This window comes from Marinovum algicola, from assembly GCF_900109145.1.
Classification (GTDB): domain Bacteria; phylum Pseudomonadota; class Alphaproteobacteria; order Rhodobacterales; family Rhodobacteraceae; genus Marinovum; species Marinovum algicola.
Genome location: NZ_FNYY01000002.1, coordinates 158191 through 176228, shown reverse-complemented (window position 1 = coordinate 176228; position 18038 = coordinate 158191). Strand labels below are relative to the sequence as shown.

Below are 18038 nucleotides of genomic sequence, written 5' to 3'. Positions count from 1 at the left end.
GCCTATACCTCGATGGTTTTGGGGCGGCGGCGTTCGAACCACATCACGATGATCAGCCGCGTCACGAAGATCGCGGTGAAGACCGAGGTGAGAATACCCAGACCCAGCGTGATGGAAAAGCCCCGCACCGGGCCGGAGCCCACGGCAAACAGGATCACGGCGGTGATGAAGGTGGTGATATTGGCGTCGACAATCGCCGAGAGTGCCTTTTCATAGCCCAGCTCGATCGCCCGGGCCGGGCCACGCGCGGTCTTGAGCTCTTCGCGGATGCGTTCGAAGATCAGCACGTTGGCGTCCACCGCCATGCCCACCGTCAGCACGATGCCGGCAATGCCCGGCAGGGTCAGCGTGGCTCCGATCAGGCTGAGCAGGCCAAAGATCAGCGCGATGTTCAGGATCAGCGCGACATTGGCGAAAATGCCGAAGAGACCATAGCTCAGCGCCATGAAGACCAGGACGGCGGCAAAGGCCACGATTGTGGCGATCTTGCCGGCCTCGATGCTGTCGGCCCCCAGTTCCGGCCCGATGGTCCGTTCCTCGAGGAAGTCGAGCCCGGCAGGCAGGGCGCCGGCGCGCAACAGCACGGCGAGGTTGGTCGATTCCTCGACGGTGAAATTGCCGGTGATGATGCCCGAGCCGCCGGGAATGTGGCTCTGGATCACCGGGGCGCTGATCACCTCGTCATCGAGCACGATGGCAAAGGGATTGCCGATGTTCTCGGCGGTGTAATCGCCGAACTTGCGCGCGCCCGACGGGTTGAAGCGGAAGTTGACGGCCGGGCGGCCGTTCTGATCGAAGGACGGTTGGGCATCGGTCAGCTCTTCGCCGGTGACCACCGGGTTTTCCTCGAGCACATAGAACACGCCGCTTTCATCCAGCGACGGCAGAACCTCCTCGCCGATGCCGGCGTCGGTGCTGCCATCGGTTGTGCGGCTGATGACCGGCTGAAAGGTCAGCTGGGCGGTGGTGCCGATGATGTCCTTGAGCTCCTGCGCCGAGCCGAGGCCCGGCACCTGGATCAGGATGCGGTCGCTGCCCTGGCGCTGGATGGTGGGTTCGCGGGTGCCGACCTCGTCGATCCGGCGGCGGATGATTTCCAGCGATTGCTGCACCGTGCGCTCGTCGGTGGCGAGCTTTTCGGCGTCCGAGAGGCTCACGATCAGCACGTCGTCCTGGCCGCGGACCGTCAAATCCTGTTCGCCGGCCGCGGTTAGCGAGACCACCGGCTGCGCCAGTGCCCGCACGGCGGCCATGGCCGCCTGCATGCCGGCGGGGTTGCCGATCTTGACGTGCAGCTCGTCGGCTGGCGCGTTCTGCCGGCGGATGGTGCCGACCTCGCTGCGCAGCGGCCGCAGGGTGTCGCGCACCTCGGGCCAGAGCGCGGTGATCCGGGCCTCGTAGACCTCGTCGACGCGCACTTCGGCCAGCAGATGGGCGCCACCGCGCAGGTCGAGCCCGAGGTTGACCAGAGAGGCCGGCAGGAACGACGGCCAGCCTGCGGCCTGGTCGGTCAGTTCGGCGGTTGCGCCCTGAAGCTCGATGGCGGCGCGGGCGTCATTGACGCCTTCCACCCGGCTGTAAAACGCATTCGGCAGGGCCATGAAAAGCCCCGCCGCACAGAGCGCCCAGATGAGCACCCGTTTCCAAAGATCGATTTGAAGCATTCGCCGCTCCCCTTTCAGAGGTCAGGAATTGGCAGGCTCGGTCTTGTTGAGCACCTGGGCGATGGTGTTCTGAACCACGCGCACCTTGACGCCATCGGCGATTTCGACCTCGATTTCGTTGCCGTCATCCTTGACCTTGGTCACCTTGCCGATCAGCCCGCCCTGGGTGACCACCTGGTCGCCGCGGCGCAGGGCGCTGACCATGTTCTGATGCTGCTTCATCTTTTTCTGCTGCGGGCGGATGAGCAGGAAATACATGATCGCAAAGATCAGGATCAGCGGGATGAATTGCGCGATCGCATTGCCTTCCATGGAGGCGTCCTTTCAAGATGAGGGGCGACAGGGAGAGCCCCCGCCGAATTTTGCCGGAACCTATGCGCGGCAGGGGCGGTTTGCAAGCGAAGCGGCGGGAGAAAGTCGCGGATTTGCCGCCGGTCCGGGGCTCCGCTCAGCCAGGCCGCGTGACGATGACCGGCGCGCTGCGGGTGGCCACGACCGTGTGCTCGTATTGCACGGTTGCGGCACGGGGTTGGCTGAACAGCGTCCAGCCATCGTGACCCTGGGTGGCCATATGCCCGCCCCGCGACAGGAACGGCTCCACCGTCAGCACCAGGCCGTGATGCATGCGGCGCCGGTCGCGGTTCGGCCAGGTGGCGATTTCCTCGGGATATTCGTGCAGAGCCCGCCCGACCCCGTGGCTGGCGAGATTGCGGATCAGCGTATAGCCCTTGGCGGCGGCAAACCGGCCAATCGCCGCTCCGATGCCTGCGAGAGGCTTGTCATGGCCGAGCTGCGCGATGCCCCGTTGCATGGCGCGCCGCCACCCTATCAGCGCGGTGCGGCGTTGTCCCGCAAACCTGCCGCGTCCCCCTGCCGCTCGGGCCCTGCGGAATTTTCCGCGGATCTTTTCTTTGCCTGCCGATACCGCTATCTCTTGCCCATGCGACTGAACGAGATCTCCTACACCGACGCCGAACCCGTCGATGGCTATGGCCCCGGCTTCTTCCGCATCGGCGGCAAGGTCCATCGGGGCCATGTGATCACCGCCGCCTCCGGCACCCGCCTCTGGCAGGGGCTCGACGATGCTGCGCCGCTGCTGGCCCTGGCCGGGCAGACCGATGTGCTCTTCATCGGCACCGGCGCCGAAATCGCGCATCTGCCGGCCGACTTGCGCCAGCAACTTGAAGCGGCCGGGATGGGCGTCGAGTGCATGGCCTCGCCCGCCGCCTGCCGCACCTACAACGTTTTGCTGTCTGAAGGCCGGCGTGTGGCCTTGGCAGCCTTGCTGGTGGCAGCGGCAGAGTGACGCCGGCGCGCGTCTGCGCTTGCTGGCGGCCGATCTTTTCGGCAAGTCTCGCGCCATGATCTTGCAGGCCGATACGCTGACCGTCACCCGTGGCGGCATTCCTGTGCTCGAAGAGGTGAGCTTTGACCTGCCGCCCGAGCGCGCGCTGGTGCTGCGCGGGCCCAATGGCATCGGCAAGACGACGCTGCTGCGGACCGTCGCCGGGCTGCAACCGCCGCTCAAGGGCACGCTGACCGGCGCCGAGGACCGCGTGGCCTATGCCGCCCATGCCGACGGGCTGAAATCGACCCTGACGGTGGCCGAGAACCTGACCTTCTGGGCGCGGGTCTTTGGCCGGGACGAGATCGCACCGGCGCTCTCTGCCTATGAGCTCGACGCCTTGCAGACCCGCGCAGCGGGGCAGCTTTCGGCCGGACAGAAGCGGCGGCTGGGGCTGGCCCGTCTGATGGTGACCGGACGTCCGGTCTGGGTGCTCGACGAGCCCACGGTGTCGCTCGACCGCGACGCCGTGGGCCTTTTTGCCGCGGCGGTGCGGGCGCATCTGGCCGCCGGTGGCGCGGCGCTGATCGCCACCCATATCGATCTGGGGCTCGACGGCGATGCGCTGGATGTCAGCCAGTTTCGCGCCCGGCCGCAGGCGCATGACGATTTCGACGAGGTCTTTTTGTGATCCCACTCCTGAAACGCGACCTGGCGCTCGCGGTGCGGGCGGGGGGCGGCTTTGGCCTGGGCCTGGCCTTTTTCCTGATCGTGGTCACTCTGGTGCCCTTCGCGGTCGGGCCGCAATCGGAGCTTCTGGGCCGGATCGCGCCGGGCATCCTCTGGCTCGGCGCGCTTCTGGCCTGCCTGTTGTCACTCGATCGCATTCTCGCGCTCGACTGGGAGGATGGCTCGCTCGACCTGCTGGCCACGGCGCCGCTGCCGATGGAGGGCATCGTCTCGGTCAAGGCCCTGGCGCACTGGCTGACCACGGGTCTGCCGCTGGTGATCGCCGCGCCGGTCTTTGGCGTGTTGCTGAACCTGGCAGCGCCCGGGTTTTTCTGGCTCACCCTGTCGCTGCTTCTGGGCACGCCGGCGCTGTCGGTGATCGGCACCTTCGGCGCGGCGCTAACCGTGGGGCTGAAGCGCGGCGGGCTGCTGCTGTCGCTCCTGGTGCTGCCGCTCTATGTGCCGACACTGATCTTTGGCGCCGAGGTGGCGCGGCGGGGGGCCGAGGGCATGGGCGTCGAGACCCCCTTGATGATGCTGGCGGGGATCTCGCTGGCGGTGATTGCACTCTTGCCCTTTGCCTCGGCGGCGGTGCTGCGGGTGAACTTGCGGTGAGATGCCTTGGGGTGAACTCCCGCGCTTGGGCAGGGGCGGCAATCGGCGCTCGTCGGGGCGGGGGGCTACGAAATTGTCACTGGCGCCCACACACATTCACGAATAGGTATGCGTCATGACCTCGATCTGGGAATATGCGAACCCGAAAAAATTCATCGACACCAGCGACCGGGTGATCCCGGCGCTCTGGGTGCTGTCGCTGGGCACGCTGGCCATCGGGCTGATCTGGGGGTTCTTCTTCACCCCGGATGACTACCGCCAGGGCTCGACCGTCAAGATTTTCTACCTGCATGTGCCGGCGGCGCTGATGGCGATCAATGCCTGGTTCATGATGCTGGTGGCCTCGCTGATCTGGATCATCCGCAGGCATCACGTCAGCGCTCTGGCGGCCCGGGCGGCGGCGCCGGTGGGTATGGTGATGACGCTGATTGCGCTGCTGACCGGGGCGATCTGGGGCCAGCCGATGTGGGGCACCTGGTGGGCCTGGGATCCGCGGCTGACCTCGTTCCTGATCCTGTTCCTGTTCTACCTCGGCTATATCGCGCTCTGGGCGGCAATCGAGAACGATGACACCGCCGCCGATCTGACCTCGGTGCTCTGCCTCGTGGGGTCGGTCTTTGCGGTGCTGTCGCGCTATGCGGTGAATTTCTGGAACCAGGGACTGCACCAGGGCGCGTCGATGTCGCTGGATGCCGAGGAAAACGTCGCCGATGTCTTCTGGTGGCCGGCGCTGGTGGCGATGGCAGGCTTTGTGCTGCTGTTCCTGTTGCTGGTGCTGATCCGCACCCAGACGGAAATCCGCGCGCGCCGGATGCGCGCTCTGCTGGCACGGGAGCGGATGCAATGATCCCTGAACTTGGCAAATATGCGGGCGCCGTGCTCTCGGCTTACGGGGTCAGCTTTGTGCTGCTGGCGCTGATCGTGGGGGCCAGTGTCTGGCGGGCACGGAACATCCGCGCCCAGCTCAAGGATATCGAGGACCGGTTGAAAGCTCAGCGCTCGCAATAGGCGCCGGGCTGATTGACCGGGCAGGAGGCGCGCTGGCTGTCATCGCCCTGCGCCCCGATCACGGCGAGCATCAAAAGGATTGCCGCCTGTACTGCTACCAAAACCATTCTCATCTTGTGACTTCCATGTTTTGCCTCTTGCGCCCAATTCTACGTGGGCTGAGGGCAGATAAACGGGGAAAGCCCGACCTGTCGCCTCACGAATACGCGATGGGCGGGCGGGTGCGCAAATTTCCGGCAGGACTTGCGGAAAACCGTCAAATGCCGCCGCCGCGCGCATTTCGTGTGACGGCCGGAGGGCACTTCCCGACGGGCGGCCCTCCTGCCTGGCGGCCCGCTGGGCCGGCCGCGCAACGGGGCAGCGAAGAGGGGGCGATCATCCGGCCAGGCTGTTGGGCGGCGCTGGCGCCCGGCTGCCAAGCAGCGCCTTGATCGCTCCGGGCACCAGCCGCCCGGCGCTGATCCGCGGCAGGGGCATCTCGTGGATCACCCGTTCGGCGCCATAAAGGTCGAGGTATTCCTGGTAATTGTCGAAGCCGCACCGGTCGAGGTAGTCGATGAAGGTTTCGGCCGCGGCCCCTTCGGCGAGGATGACATCGTGGTTCTCGGTCTCGACGTGGTAATAGGTGACGCTGTCGTCCAGCTCGGCCAGCGGCACCCAATTGATCGTGGTGCCGTTGACCAGCGCCGCGGCATTGATCACCAGCCCCTCGAACACCAGGCCATGCTCGCCGGTGACCGTCAGATCGCGGTGCGGCAGGCCGTCGCCCAGGGCACCGGCCTGGATGCGCACGGGCTGGATGCGGGTGCCGTTGAGAAACTTGCGGAGCGTCTGGCGCCCGAGCCATTTGACCGCGACGGTCTTGCCGTCCGCCGTGAGAACCGCGTCGCCGATGCTCAGATTTTCCACCGGCTGCGCGCCGGAGGGTGTGGCGATCAGCGTGCCGGCGGCAAAGCAATAGGTGTAGGGCGCCGAGTTCGGGGTGACCGGATCGGACTCTCGCGTGCCGTCGTTCGACAGGACGAAACGCACGCCGGAATCGAAATCCTCGACAATCGGTTCGTTGTTCTGGGTCAGGGCGATGTAGGTGAACGGCCCGGTAAAGCCCGAGGACGACCAGTCGATCTCGTCCCCCGGAGAGGTGCTGCCATCGATGCCGCCGGTGTCCGACGCAAGCTCGACCAGGGTGGTGGATATGCTCTGGGCCGGTCCATGGGTGGCACCCGGGGCCATGCCCTGGACTTCGTAAAAGAAGGCAAAGGTTTCTTGAGCCATGTTAATATCCCTCGGAGACTATGGAATCTGTCGCAATTGCTGCCCGTAAAGCCGTTGACCGGAAAAAAATATTCCGGCCGGCACAGGCGATAAAGACCATCAGGCTAGCGCGGCTTCGGTCATCAGACAAGGTCTGGTTTCGGCGGCCTCCGGTTCCGCCTTGCGGCGGAGCGATGGCGCGCGGATACTTGCCGCAAGTTGCCGCGTCGCGGTGTCGGCGGCGCGGAAGGCCCGATGGAGCGCGTGTTGGACGTTTTGATTTTTGGCGACGGGCCGGCCGCGCGGCTGGCGGCGATCGCGCTTTCGGGGCTTGGCCTGCGGGTGGTGCGGGCCTTGCCGCGTCCGGGCCTCGGGCCACCGCCCACCGCGCGGCATTCGCATATCCTGGCGACGACGATGGGACCGGCCGCAGCGGTGCTGGACCGGTCCCTGGCGCAGGAGATCGCGGCGCGGACGGAGCCGCAGTGCCGCTGGCGCAGCTTTTCCGGCCCGGATTGCGCGGAGTATACCGCGCCGCGCCTGTCCCGCGCGGCGGTCGATGCGGCCCTGGACATCTGTATCGGCCGGCGCCCGTTCGAGACCTGGCGGGACGTGCAGATCACCGGCCGCGAAGGCGCGCGGCTCTGCGCCGGCAGCCGGCAGGGGCAGGGGTGCTTCGATCTGGTGATCGACGCCACCGGGGCGCATCGGGCAACGCTGCCGATGCTGGCCCGGCTGGGCCTGAAGATCGGATACGAGGACACCGGCAGGGTAAAGCTCTACCAGACGCTGGAGCTGGCGCTGCTCGAAGCGCGGCCGGGCGTGCAATGGTCCGGTCCGGCACTCGATGGCCCCTGCGGCGCGCTCTATGGCGAAATTCGCGGCCATCGCCTGCGGATCACGGCGTCGCGCGGGCGCGGTGGGGCACGGCCGATCACCGCGGTGAGCGACATCGCGCAGGTTTTTCCGGAACGGATCGCCGCGCTGGTGCCGTCGGGGGCGCGGCTGGTGCGCCGCACCTCGACCATCGCGCCGCAGTACCGCCGCCTGCGCCTGCCAGAGCGCGATATGGTGAACTGGATCGCCTTGGGCGATGCCCGCGCGCAATGGCCGCCGCGGCTGGGCACCGGGCTGAACGCGATCTTCCGGCAGTGCCGCGTGCTGCACAGGACGCTGGCAGAGGGCGGCGGCCCGGTCGAGGTGCGGCGCGCGCTCGACGGGGTGATCGACGAGATCTGGGCCGGGCGCGCCACGGATCTGGCCTTGCGCCAATAGGTGCGGCGGCCCGGGACAGGCGGCGAAGAAACAGAAACGGGCGCCGATTGGCGCCCGTTCCGATTGCGTCTGAAAGCCTGTCTCAGGCCGATTTTGCCAGGTTGCGCAGCACGTAATGCAGCACGCCGCCGTTTTCGATGTACTCGATCTCGACCGCGGTATCGATGCGGCACTTCAGGGTGATCTCCTTGCTGCTGCCATCGGCGAACGTGATGGTGCAGGGCACCATCTTGCCCGGCGTCACATCGTCGAGCCCGTGGATCGCGACCTCTTCATCACCGGTCAGACCCAGCGTCTTGCGGGTATCGCCATCGGTGAACTCGAAGGGGATGACGCCCATGCCGACGAGGTTGGAGCGGTGGATACGCTCGAAGCTCTCGGCGATCACGGCCTTCACCCCCAGCAGCGCGGTGCCCTTTGCAGCCCAGTCGCGCGACGACCCGGCGCCATATTGCTCGCCACCGAAGATCACCAGCGGTGTGCCCGCCTCCTGATGCGCCATTGCCGCGTCAAAGATCGAGGTCTGTTCGCCGTCGGGGCCCTTGGTATAGCCGCCTTCGACGCCGTCCAGCATCTCGTTCTTGATGCGGATGTTGGCGAATGTGCCGCGCATCATGACTTCGTGGTTGCCTCGACGCGAGCCGTAGGAGTTGAACTCACGCACCGGCACCTGACGTTCGATCAGGTACTGACCGGCGGGGGTGGTGTCCTTGAACGACCCGGCCGGCGAGATGTGGTCGGTGGTGATCATGTCGCCGAGCAGCGCCAGAACCTTGGCGCCTTCGATGTTCTCGATCTGCTTGGTGTCCATGGTGATGCCCTGGAAGTAAGGCGGGTTCTGGACATAGGTCGAGGCGGCGGGCCAGTCGTAGGTCTTGGCGTCGGTGGTTTCCACGCCCTGCCATTTCTCGTCGCCCTTGAAGACATCGGCGTATTTCGACTGGAAGGCCTCGCGGGTCACGGTCTGTTCCACCAGATCGGAAACTTCCTTGGCCGAGGGCCAGATGTCCTTGAGATAGACGTCGTTGCCGTCCTTGTCCTGGCCGAGCGGATCGGAGGTGATGTCGATATTCATGTCACCCACCAGCGCATAGGCCACCACCAGCGGCGGCGAAGCCAGGTAGTTGGCGCGGACGTCCGGCGAAATCCGACCTTCGAAGTTACGGTTGCCCGAGAGCACCGAGGTCGCCACCAGGTCGTAATCGTTGACCGCCTTGGAAATCGGCGCTTCCAGCGGGCCGGAGTTGCCGATGCAGGTGGTGCAGCCATAGCCCACGAGGTTGAAGCCGATGGCGTCGAGGTCGTCTTGCAGGCCGGCGGCTTCGAGGTAGTGCGACACCACCTGCGAGCCCGGTGCCAGCGAGGTCTTGACCCAGGGCTTGCGGGTCAGGCCCAGCTCGCGCGCCTTGCGGGCGACGAGACCGGCGCCGATCATCACATAGGGGTTCGAGGTGTTGGTGCAGGAGGTGATCGAGGCGATCACGATCGAGCCGTCATGCAGCTGATAGGCGCCGTCGTCGGTCTTGTACCAGCCTTTGTTGTGATGGCCTTCGTCGCCGGGGATGTCCTGCGGCTCGGGCGCGCCGCCTTCGCCTTCCCAGCGCACTTCCGAAGTCGGAGTGGTGTCTTTCGCGTCGCGCAGGCCCTTGATGTATTTGGCAAATTCGGTCGAAGCGGAATCGAGCGCAATGTAGTCCTGCGGCCGTTTCGGGCCCGAGATCGCCGGCACGATGGTGCCCATGTCAAGCTCGAGCGTGTCGGTGTAGACCGGGTCGTAACTCTCGTCGCGCCACATGCCGTTTTCCTTGGCATAGGCTTCGACAAGCGCCACGCGGGCCTCGTCGCGGCCGGTGTTGGTCAGGTAGCGCAGGGTCTCGTTGTCGATCGGGAAGAAGCCGCAGGTGGCGCCATATTCCGGCGCCATGTTGGCGATGGTCGCCCGGTCGGCCAGCGGCAGCTTGTCGAGGCCGTCGCCGTAGAATTCGACGAACTTGCCGACAACACCCTTGGCGCGCAGCATTTCCACAACCTTCAGAACGAGGTCGGTGCCGGTGGTGCCTTCGACCATGGCGCCGGTCAGCTTGAAGCCCACGACCTCGGGGATCAGCATCGAGATCGGCTGGCCCAGCATCGCGGCCTCGGCCTCGATCCCGCCCACGCCCCAGCCCAGGACGGCGGCGCCGTTGACCATGGTGGTGTGGCTGTCGGTGCCCACCAGCGTGTCGGGATAGGCCACTTCCTCGCCGTTCTGGTCAACATCGGTCCAGATGGTCTGCGACAGGTATTCCAGGTTCACCTGGTGGCAGATGCCGGTGCCCGGCGGCACGACGCGGAAGTTGTTGAACGCCGACTGGCCCCATTTCAGGAAGGTGTAGCGCTCCATGTTGCGCTCATACTCTCGGTCGACGTTCATCTGGAAGGCGCGCGGGTTGCCGAATTCGTCGATCATCACCGAGTGGTCGATGACCAGATCGACCGGGTTCAGCGGGTTGATCTTTTCCGGGTCGCCGCCCAGGGCCACGATGCCGTCACGCATGGCGGCGAGGTCGACCACGGCGGGAACGCCGGTGAAATCCTGCATCAGCACGCGGGCCGGGCGATAGGCCAGCTCGCGGGTGCCCTTGCCGCCGTCCTTGGCCCAGTCGCCAAAGGCCTTGATGTCGTCGGTGGTGACGGTCTTGCCGTCCTCGAAGCGGAGCATGTTCTCCAGCACCACTTTCAGCGCGGCGGGCAGCTTGGAGAAATCACCAAGCCCGGCCTCCTGCGCGGCGGGGATGGAATAAAAGGACAGGCTCTTGCCGCCCGCCGAGATCGACTTGCGGGTCTTCGAGCTGTCATGACCGACTGTAATGGGCATGGAATGGCTCCCTTCCGATGATGCCAAGGGGTTTCGCTGTGTGTGCAATAGACCTGTCGGGGGTGTGCAATCAAGGGGGGTGCGGCACTTTGTATGCGATTGTATGCAACTATTTCGACACGGGCCGCGGCCCTGACCATCGCGGAGATATCGCAAAACCTTGATTGGTTATTTCAACTGCCTGCCTTTAGGTAGACATATGCGACGAAACGGGGAAATTGAATGCGGTTGAACTTGATCCTTGGCGCTGCGGCCTTTGGGGTGGCAGGGGTTCTGAGCACGGGACAGGCGCGGGCGCAGTCCGAGGCCGAACCCGGAACGCCGGTGGTGGTCGAGCTATTCACGTCGCAGGGATGTTCCGCCTGTCCGCCCGCGGATGAGTTGCTGCATAAACTCGCGGCGCGCGACGATGTCATCGCGCTGGCGTTGCATGTGGATTACTGGGATTACATCGGCTGGAAAGACCGCTTTGCCCTGCCCGGGCACACTCGGCGCCAGAAGGGCTATGCCAAGGCGGCGGGGCGGCGGATGATCTATACGCCGCAGATGATCATCAACGGCGTCGATCACGTGGTCGGCAACCATCCGATGGATGTTAGCGATCTGATCGCGTTGCACGAGGCGCGGTCGCGGCCTGTGGCGCTCGAGCTCGAGACGGCGGGGGGCAAGACCATTCTGACCCTGCGCGCCACCGGTGAGGTGAGCGGCGAGATCCAGGTGATGCTGGTGGATTACGATCCCGAGGCGACGGTCGAGATCACCCGGGGCGAGAATGCCGGGCGCACGATCAGCTATGCCAATATCGTCGAGAGCTGGCAGGAACTGGGTGTCTGGGACGGCAGCGCCGAATTCCGCACCGAGCTTCCCGAGGTGAGCTCTGCCGCGATCCTGGTGCAAAAGGCGGGTTACGGCCCGATGCTGGCGGCCCGCAACCTGCCGTGATCACGCCGGTTTGGCGTGGGTCTCGCGATACCAGACGTAAATTCCCGACACTACGATGATCGAGGCGCCCAGGATGGTGGCCCTGTCCGGATATTCGCCAAAGATCAGCGCACCCCAGAGGGTGGCAAATAGCAGACCGCAATAGGTGAAAGGCGCCAGGGTTCCGGCCTCGGCGATCTGAAGCGCGCGGATCAGCAGAAGCTGGCCGGCGGCGGCAATCCCGCCGATCACCGCGATCAGCCCGAAGGACGTGGCGTCGCTGGGCATTTCGCCGACAACCGGCAGCAGACCCGTCATCACCACGCCGCCGAAGGCCGCGGTATACAGCAGCGAGGTCCAGGCATCCTCGTCGCGGCCGACAAACCGGGTGAGCAGGGCATAGGCCGAGAAGAACAGCGCCGCGCCCAGCGGAAAGATCGCGGCCGGGCTGAAGACATCGGTGCCGGGGCGGATGATGATCAGCGCGCCGATCAGCGCGGCGCCGATGCCCAGGGCGCGGCGCAGCCCGATCTTTTCGCCCAGAAACAGCGCGCCGCCCAGGGTGATCAGCACCGGGTTCAGATCCATGATTGCTGTGTTTTCGGCCAGGCCGATACGGGCCAGGCCGTTGAAAAAGCAGAAAGTCGCGGCAAAGAGGCAGATCGAGCGCAAAAGCTGGAGCAGCGGATACCGGGTGCGCAGCGTCGCGCCCAGCCGGGGCAGGACCAGAAGAAAGACGATCATCGTCTGCCCGGCATAACGCGCCCAGAGCGTGGTCGGCACGCCGACCCGGGTGGTCAGCTCCTTGGCGCAGGCATCCAGGATGGAAAACAGCAGCATGGTGCCGATCATCAAGAGGATGCCGCGCGCGGCGTCCGTGCGGGGACGGGGGATCTGTGCGAAAGCCATGCGTCAGGCTTACGGCGCTTTTCCCGGGGTGTCCATTGGCGCTGACGCCGTTTGGTATCAGGCCTCTTCCTCGTCGGTGATCAGGGTGATGGTGCCGGCATCGGCCTGCCGCCGGATCACGGCCACCACCGCATTCATCGCCGCCTCCGCCGCCTTGGGTTTCTGATCGCCCACCTCGTTCATTTCGTCGCGCAGGCTTTCGGCCATGCGTTTCGACATGTTGCCGAGCAGGAATTCGACGATCTTCTCGAGCCCACCGGCGCTGGCGGCGGCCAGCGCGGCGGCCAGGGTCTCGGCATCGACCTCGCGCATGATGACGGGAACATCGCCGGGACGGACCCGGTCGCCGATGTTCTCGAAGGTAAAGATCGCCTTGCGCACCTGCCCGGCGAAAGTCTCGTCCTGTTCCTCGAGCCCGCTGAGCAGGGCGTCGCGGGTGGCGGCGGGCGAGGAGTTGAGGATGGCGCCGACCCGGGCCACCGGCGCCGCCTTGAAAGCGCGCACCGGATCACGGTCGAGCTGGCTGGCCAGCGACAGCCCGATCCGGTCCACCGCCTCGGGCGTCACATTGGCGGTGCGCGAGACCGCATAGGTGATCCGCCGCGCCTCTGGCCCCGCCATCTGCGACAGGATGTCCGCCGCCATCGCGGTGTCGAGCTTCGACAGCAGGACCGCCGCGACCTCGGTGCTTTCGCTGGTGATGAAGTCGAGCAGGCGCGGCGCGGGCAGGGCGCGGATGCGCATCCAGGGATCGCCGGTCTGGCGCACCCCGGCCTCCTTGCGCAGGCGGGCGGCGGTCTGAGGCGAGATCTTGCCGTCGAGCGCCGACAGCGCCCCGGCGATGCCGCCGGCGAAATGCAGGCCGATCGATTCCAGCTCGTCGGCGAATTCGCTGACCACATCGGCCAGGGTCGCCCGGTCGACATAGCGCATGGCGCCCATCTGCTGGGTCAGATCCTCCTGCAAGCCTTCGGGCAGTTCGGACAGCGGCACCTCGGTGCCCTCGTTGACCAGCAGTCGCACAATGATCGCGGCCTTCTGCTTGCGCGACAGGCTGGTGGCGCGCGAGCGACCGGCATTGGCCCCGACCGTGGCGCCGCGGACCGATGGCAGATTGTTCGTGGTGGCGAGTTCGCTCATCCCTGGGTCTCCGGCAGAATCTGGGGTTCAGATAGCCGGAGAAGGGTGAAGAAATGCTGAAGCCGCACCGATGGCGGCGCGGCTTGCTGTCAGCTTGTCGTCCGTTCGACGCAGGCGCCGGCTGCCTGATCCCAGACGGTGCCTTCGGCGCAGGACATCGCCTGATGGCCACCAAAGCAACTGGCATAGCCGATCACCGGAAGCGCGGTCAGAAACACGGCACAGATTACGGATTTGAACATCGAAACTCTCCCTGGGTGCGGGCGGAGCGGGCTCCGCCGTTCCCCAAGGGTAACATGGACTGGGATTCGCTCAAAATCCCCGGGCGCATCAGCCTTCGCCGAAGACCCGCTTGAAGATCGTGTCGACATGTTTGGTGTGATATCCCATGTCGAATTTCTCCTTGATGCCGTCCTCGCCCAGCGCCTCGACGACCGCATCGTCGGCCAGAAGCTGTTCCTGGAAATCGACGCGCTCTTCCCAGACCTTGAGCGCATTGCGCTGCACCATGGCATAGGCATCCTCGCGCGAGACGCCGGCCTGGGTCAGCGCCAGAAGCACCCGCTGGCTCATCACCAGGCCGGGGAACTTGTTCATGTTGTCGAGCATGTTGTCGGGGAAGATCAGCATCTTCTCGACCACGCCGGCCAGCCGGTGCAGGGCAAAGTCAAGCGTGATCGTGGCATCCGGGCCGATGGCGCGTTCGACCGAGGAATGCGAGATGTCGCGTTCGTGCCAGAGCGCCACGTTTTCCATTGCCGGGATCACCGCCATGCGCACCAGACGCGCCAGGCCGGTCAGGTTCTCGGTCAGCACCGGGTTCTTCTTGTGCGGCATCGCCGAAGAGCCCTTCTGGCCCATCGAGAAGAATTCCGCGCCCTCCAGCACCTCGGTGCGCTGCATGTGGCGGATTTCCACCGCGATGTTTTCGATCGACGAGGCGATGACGCCGAGCACGGCAAAGAACATGGCGTGGCGGTCGCGCGGGATCACCTGCGTGCTGATCGGCTCGGGCGAGAGACCCATCTGCGCGCAGACATGTTCCTCGACCGCCGGGTCGATATTGGCGAAGGTGCCGACGGCGCCCGAGATCGCGCCGGTGGCGATCTCTTCACGCGCTGCCACCAGGCGGGCGCGGTTGCGGTCCATCTCGGCATAGAAGCGTGCGAAGGTCAGCCCCATGGTGGTGGGCTCGGCATGGATGCCGTGGCTGCGGCCGACGCGCACGGTGTCCTTGTGCTCCAGCGCGCGGGTCTTGAGCGCGGCCAGAAGCCGGTCCATGCCTTTGAGCAGCAGGTCGGAGGCGCGCACAAGCTGCACGTTCAGCGTGGTGTCGAGCACATCCGACGAGGTCATGCCCTGATGCACGAACCGCGCCTCTTCGCTGCCCACGTGTTCGGCCAGATGGGTGAGAAAGGCGATGACGTCATGTTTGGTGACCGCCTCGATCTCGTCGATCCGGGCGACGTCGAATTCCACGTCCTTGGCCTTCCACACCGCATCGGCGTTCTCCTGCGGGATCACGCCGAGCTTGGCCTGCGCGTCGCAGGCATGGGCCTCGATCTCGAACCAGATGCGGAACTTGGTGGCGGGCTCCCAGATCGCGGTCATCTCGGGGCGGGAATAGCGGGGGATCATCTGGTCGTCCTCTCGGGCTGGTCACGGGCGTTTGCGCGGCGTCATACGCCCAAGCTGACGGGGGGACAAGAGGACGTGGCATTGCTGCAAGTTTCGGGGAATTTTCCCCAAAGCGGCGACGGCCGGCCCCATTTTCGCCCCATTGTTGCGGAAATGAAGTCAGTGACCGCAAAAAAGGCGAAGAGGATAAGGGCATGTCCGACGCAACGCTCACCGCAGGCCATGAGACCGGGGCCATCGTGGCCCGCGATCAGCAGAGGTATTCCGCCAAACACGAATACAACAAGACCGAGCTGATCGCCCATGCGGCGCGGGCCTCGGGGCGCGGCGCCTTCGGTATCGGCATGGAAGCGGCCAAGTTCCGCAAGGGGCGGCAGAAGATCGAGCTCGACGAATACGTCAAGTTCCGGCTCTACGATGCCGAGGCCCACAGCGAGCAGGAGCGCGGCGAATTCATCTCATGGCTGTTGCAGAACGCCATCATCCACGAAGTCAACGACTTGCACTGGTTTGCGGTGACCGAGGACAAGTGGCTTTCGGCCAAGCTGCTGGAGGCCGACGGGCTGCCGGTGCCGCAGACCCTGGGGGTGATCGACCGGACCGGCCGCGCCTATCACGGCAGCGCGCCACTATCCGGCCCGCAGACATTGCGCGCGGCAATTGGCGGCGGGCTCGATGGTCCGCTGTTCGGCAAGAACATGCGGGGGCTGGGCTCGGTCGGCGTCTTCACCATCCTGTCGGCCGACTGCGAAGGGCTGATGCTGCGCGACCACGGTCCGATGTCCTACGAGCATTTCTTTGCCAGCATCATCGGCGAAAACGCCTTCATCTTGCAGAAATTTGTCAGCAATTGCGGCTTTCTGCGCGAGTATACCGATACCACCGCCACGGTGCGGGTGGTCAACATGGTGGATGGCGACGGCGTCTTCGTGCCGGCGGCGGTGCTCAAGTTGCCGTCGCAGCGCAACCAGGCCGACAATTTCTGGCGCGACGGCAACATGCTCTGCGATATCGACCCGGAGACTGGTGAAATCCGCACGCTGGTGCAATCCGAAGGGCCGGAACTGCGCCATCTCGAAGCCCACCCCGAAACCGGCAAGGCGATCCTCGGCCAGCGCCTGCCGCATTGGGAGGCGCTGCGCAAGGTCAACGAACGGGTGGCGCGCCTGCATGCGCCGCTGCGCTATCAGAGCACCGACATCGCGCTGACCGATGCCGGCCCGGTGGTGATCGAGGTCAACGCCGGCTCGTCCTTCACCCTGCCACAATATGCCAAGGGCAAGGGCTTCATGACGCCGAAGGTGCGCCAGCTGTTCCGCAGCTGGGGCAGCAAGATCGTCTGGGAATAGGGCGCCGGGGTTTCCGGGGGCGACCCGATCCGTCAATGGCTCAGTGCCGATCTGTCGACGGATCGGCCGGCGGTCACTCCGCCGCCTCGGTGATCACCACCGAGGTCCGCTCCAGGGTCCGGTGCACCGGGCATTTGTCGGCGATCTCTAGCAGCTTGGCGCGTTGCTCCGCGCTCAGGTCACCCTCCAGCCGGATCAGCCGCTTGAAGTGATCGGCCTTGGTGTCGCTGCGGGACTGCGCGTCCTGTGCATGCACCTTGTCATGACAGACATCGACGCTGACATGGGTCAGCGGCCAGCCCTTGCGGCGGGCATACATGCGGATCGTCATCGAGGTGCAGGCGCCGAGACCGGCCGAGAGAAAGCCGTAAGGCGACATGCCGCGATTGGTGCCGCCATAGGCCTCGGGCTCATCCGCCAGAACGTGGTGGAACGGGCCGTCGTTGACGTCTTGAAGAAAGCCATCGGCATCGGCCTCCGCAACCCGCACGATGCCCTCGGGCGCGCCGGGGGGCGGGGCGGGCGGCTTGAGGTCGAGATAACGCCCGGTCCAGGCGGCGATCACCTCGGCGGCATATTCCGCGTCACAGGGACGGCTGAGCAGATGGTCGGCATCGTCGAGGGTGACGAAGCTCTTGGGATGTTTCGCGGCCATGAAGATATTGGCGGCATTCTCGATCCCCACCACCTCGTCCCGCGGTGCATGCAGCACCAGAAGCGCCCGGCGCAGCCCGGCGATGGCCGGCGCGAGCGACTGCGCCGAGACATCCTCGACGAAGTCGCGGCCGATCTCGATGCGGTGGCCGCCAAGCGTGACCTCGGCCGCGCCGGAGGCGGCGATCTCGTCCAGGGCGCCGCCGAAATTCTGGGTGACATGGCCGGGGTCGAATGGCGCGCCCAGCGTCGCCACCGCCTTGACCGACGGCAGCCGCTCGGCCGCGCGCAGCACCGCCGCGCCGCCCAGCGAATGGCCGATCAGCAGCGAGGGCGTCAGCCCGCGATCGGACAGCGCGGCACAGGCAGCCTCCAGATCCTCGATATTGCTGGAAAATGTGGTCTCGGCAAAGCTGCCCTCCGACTGGCCCAACCCGGTGAAATCAAACCGCAACACGGCGATGCCCATGGCCGCCAGCCGGCCGGCGATGCGGCGCGCGGCCGGAATGTCCTTGGAGCAGGTGAAGCAATGCGCAAAGAGCGCCGTGGCCAGATGCGGCCCGTCCGGCAGATCGAGCCGCGCGGCCAGAGGCGCGCCGGAGTGACCCGTGAAGGTGAAACGTTCGGTGGGCATGGCGGTCCTTTCCAGGGGGCGATACCCGGAGACTAGGGGGCCGGCGGGCACGGCGCCATGATCATGTCAGTGCTGTCACGAGGGTTTGAGAACGCGCCGAGGAGCC

The 18038-nt window shown here is 65.8% G+C and carries 18 protein-coding genes and 1 pseudogene; 8 read left to right on the top strand and 11 right to left on the bottom strand.

The window, feature by feature from the left end; genetic code table 11:
• Positions 1-2: 2 nt before the first annotated feature.
• The 3 genes and pseudogenes from secD to BMW90_RS27160 all read right to left on the bottom strand — a co-directional run.
• A complete protein-coding gene (gene secD, locus BMW90_RS03850; RefSeq protein ID WP_074835070.1) occupies positions 3-1664 on the bottom strand; it encodes a protein translocase subunit SecD in 1662 nt (553 codons plus the stop codon).
• Positions 1665-1685: 21 nt separating this feature from the next.
• Positions 1686-1976, bottom strand: coding sequence for a preprotein translocase subunit YajC (yajC, locus tag BMW90_RS03845; protein WP_048531042.1), 291 nt, complete (start codon positions 1974-1976; stop codon positions 1686-1688).
• A 136-nt stretch (positions 1977-2112) separates the two neighbouring features.
• Positions 2113-2625 (bottom strand): annotated as a pseudogene (locus BMW90_RS27160) (M24 family metallopeptidase); the annotation flags it as partial.
• On the opposite strand from BMW90_RS27160, the gene BMW90_RS03835 reads away from it, so the two are divergent.
• The 5 genes from BMW90_RS03835 (at position 2605) to ccmD (ending at position 5301) form a co-directional block, all read left to right on the top strand.
• Positions 2605-2970: an Mth938-like domain-containing protein gene (locus tag BMW90_RS03835; RefSeq protein ID WP_074835428.1), complete on the top strand. Its 366-nt coding sequence runs from the start codon at positions 2605-2607 to the stop codon at positions 2968-2970. The pseudogene BMW90_RS27160 and the gene BMW90_RS03835 sit on opposite strands and share 21 nt — an antisense overlap.
• Before the next feature lie 55 nt (positions 2971-3025).
• Positions 3026-3640, top strand: coding sequence for a heme ABC exporter ATP-binding protein CcmA (gene ccmA, locus BMW90_RS03830; protein WP_048533734.1), 615 nt, complete (start codon positions 3026-3028; stop codon positions 3638-3640).
• Positions 3637-4293, top strand: coding sequence for a heme exporter protein CcmB (ccmB, locus tag BMW90_RS03825; RefSeq protein ID WP_048531046.1), 657 nt, complete (start codon positions 3637-3639; stop codon positions 4291-4293). The genes ccmA and ccmB overlap by 4 nt, the downstream gene beginning before the upstream one ends.
• Before the next feature lie 115 nt (positions 4294-4408).
• A complete protein-coding gene (locus BMW90_RS03820; RefSeq protein WP_048531048.1) occupies positions 4409-5140 on the top strand; it encodes a heme ABC transporter permease in 732 nt (243 codons plus the stop codon).
• A complete protein-coding gene (gene ccmD / locus BMW90_RS03815) occupies positions 5137-5301 on the top strand; it encodes a heme exporter protein CcmD (RefSeq protein ID WP_074835069.1) in 165 nt (54 codons plus the stop codon). The genes BMW90_RS03820 and ccmD overlap by 4 nt, the downstream gene beginning before the upstream one ends.
• On the opposite strand, the gene BMW90_RS27155 is transcribed toward ccmD, so the two are convergent.
• Together BMW90_RS27155 and BMW90_RS03810 are read right to left on the bottom strand one after the other, a co-directional pair.
• Positions 5286-5408 (bottom strand): hypothetical protein, encoded by a 123-nt coding sequence (locus BMW90_RS27155; protein ID WP_274563004.1) that lies wholly within the window; start codon positions 5406-5408, stop codon positions 5286-5288. The genes ccmD and BMW90_RS27155 overlap by 16 nt on opposite strands.
• Before the next feature lie 268 nt (positions 5409-5676).
• Entirely contained in the window at positions 5677-6576 is a 900-nt protein-coding gene (locus BMW90_RS03810) for a Hint domain-containing protein (protein ID WP_074835067.1), read from the bottom strand.
• A gap of 246 nt (positions 6577-6822) precedes the next feature.
• Here BMW90_RS03810 and BMW90_RS03805 point away from each other — a divergent pair, with 246 nt between their 5' ends.
• Positions 6823-7830, top strand: a complete 1008-nt coding sequence (locus BMW90_RS03805) for a hypothetical protein (protein ID WP_139211199.1) — start codon at positions 6823-6825, stop codon at positions 7828-7830.
• Positions 7831-7912: 82 nt separating this feature from the next.
• On the opposite strand, the gene acnA is transcribed toward BMW90_RS03805, so the two are convergent.
• Complete coding sequence (acnA, locus tag BMW90_RS03800; RefSeq protein ID WP_048531054.1) at positions 7913-10687, bottom strand: aconitate hydratase AcnA; 2775 nt, start codon at positions 10685-10687, stop codon at positions 7913-7915.
• Positions 10688-10909: 222 nt separating this feature from the next.
• Between acnA and BMW90_RS03795 the strand changes: the two genes are divergently transcribed.
• A complete protein-coding gene (locus BMW90_RS03795) occupies positions 10910-11629 on the top strand; it encodes a DUF1223 domain-containing protein (RefSeq protein WP_053083342.1) in 720 nt (239 codons plus the stop codon).
• Here BMW90_RS03795 and BMW90_RS03790 read toward each other — a convergent pair whose 3' ends face one another.
• From BMW90_RS03790 to purB, 4 genes are all read right to left on the bottom strand, one after another.
• Complete coding sequence (locus BMW90_RS03790) at positions 11630-12517, bottom strand: DMT family transporter (RefSeq protein WP_211568848.1); 888 nt, start codon at positions 12515-12517, stop codon at positions 11630-11632.
• Positions 12518-12574: 57 nt separating this feature from the next.
• Entirely contained in the window at positions 12575-13657 is a 1083-nt protein-coding gene (locus tag BMW90_RS03785) for a flagellar motor switch protein FliG (RefSeq protein ID WP_074835063.1), read from the bottom strand.
• Between the two features lie 89 nt (positions 13658-13746).
• Positions 13747-13899, bottom strand: coding sequence for a hypothetical protein (locus tag BMW90_RS26610; protein ID WP_158499019.1), 153 nt, complete (start codon positions 13897-13899; stop codon positions 13747-13749).
• Positions 13900-13987: 88 nt separating this feature from the next.
• The gene (purB, locus tag BMW90_RS03780; protein WP_074835061.1) at positions 13988-15295 is read right to left on the bottom strand and encodes an adenylosuccinate lyase; all 1308 of its coding nucleotides are present in this window, start codon (positions 15293-15295) and stop codon (positions 13988-13990) included.
• 194 nt (positions 15296-15489) lie between these two features.
• On the opposite strand from purB, the gene BMW90_RS03775 reads away from it, so the two are divergent.
• Positions 15490-16644 carry a sugar-transfer associated ATP-grasp domain-containing protein gene (locus BMW90_RS03775; protein WP_074835059.1) on the top strand — a complete coding sequence of 385 codons (1155 nt, stop codon included), beginning with the start codon at positions 15490-15492 and terminating at the stop codon, positions 16642-16644.
• Positions 16645-16717: 73 nt separating this feature from the next.
• Here the strand turns inward: BMW90_RS03775 and BMW90_RS03770 are convergent, their stop codons facing one another.
• Complete coding sequence (locus tag BMW90_RS03770) at positions 16718-17932, bottom strand: bifunctional alpha/beta hydrolase/OsmC family protein (RefSeq protein WP_074835057.1); 1215 nt, start codon at positions 17930-17932, stop codon at positions 16718-16720.
• Positions 17933-18038: the final 106 nt, after the last annotated feature.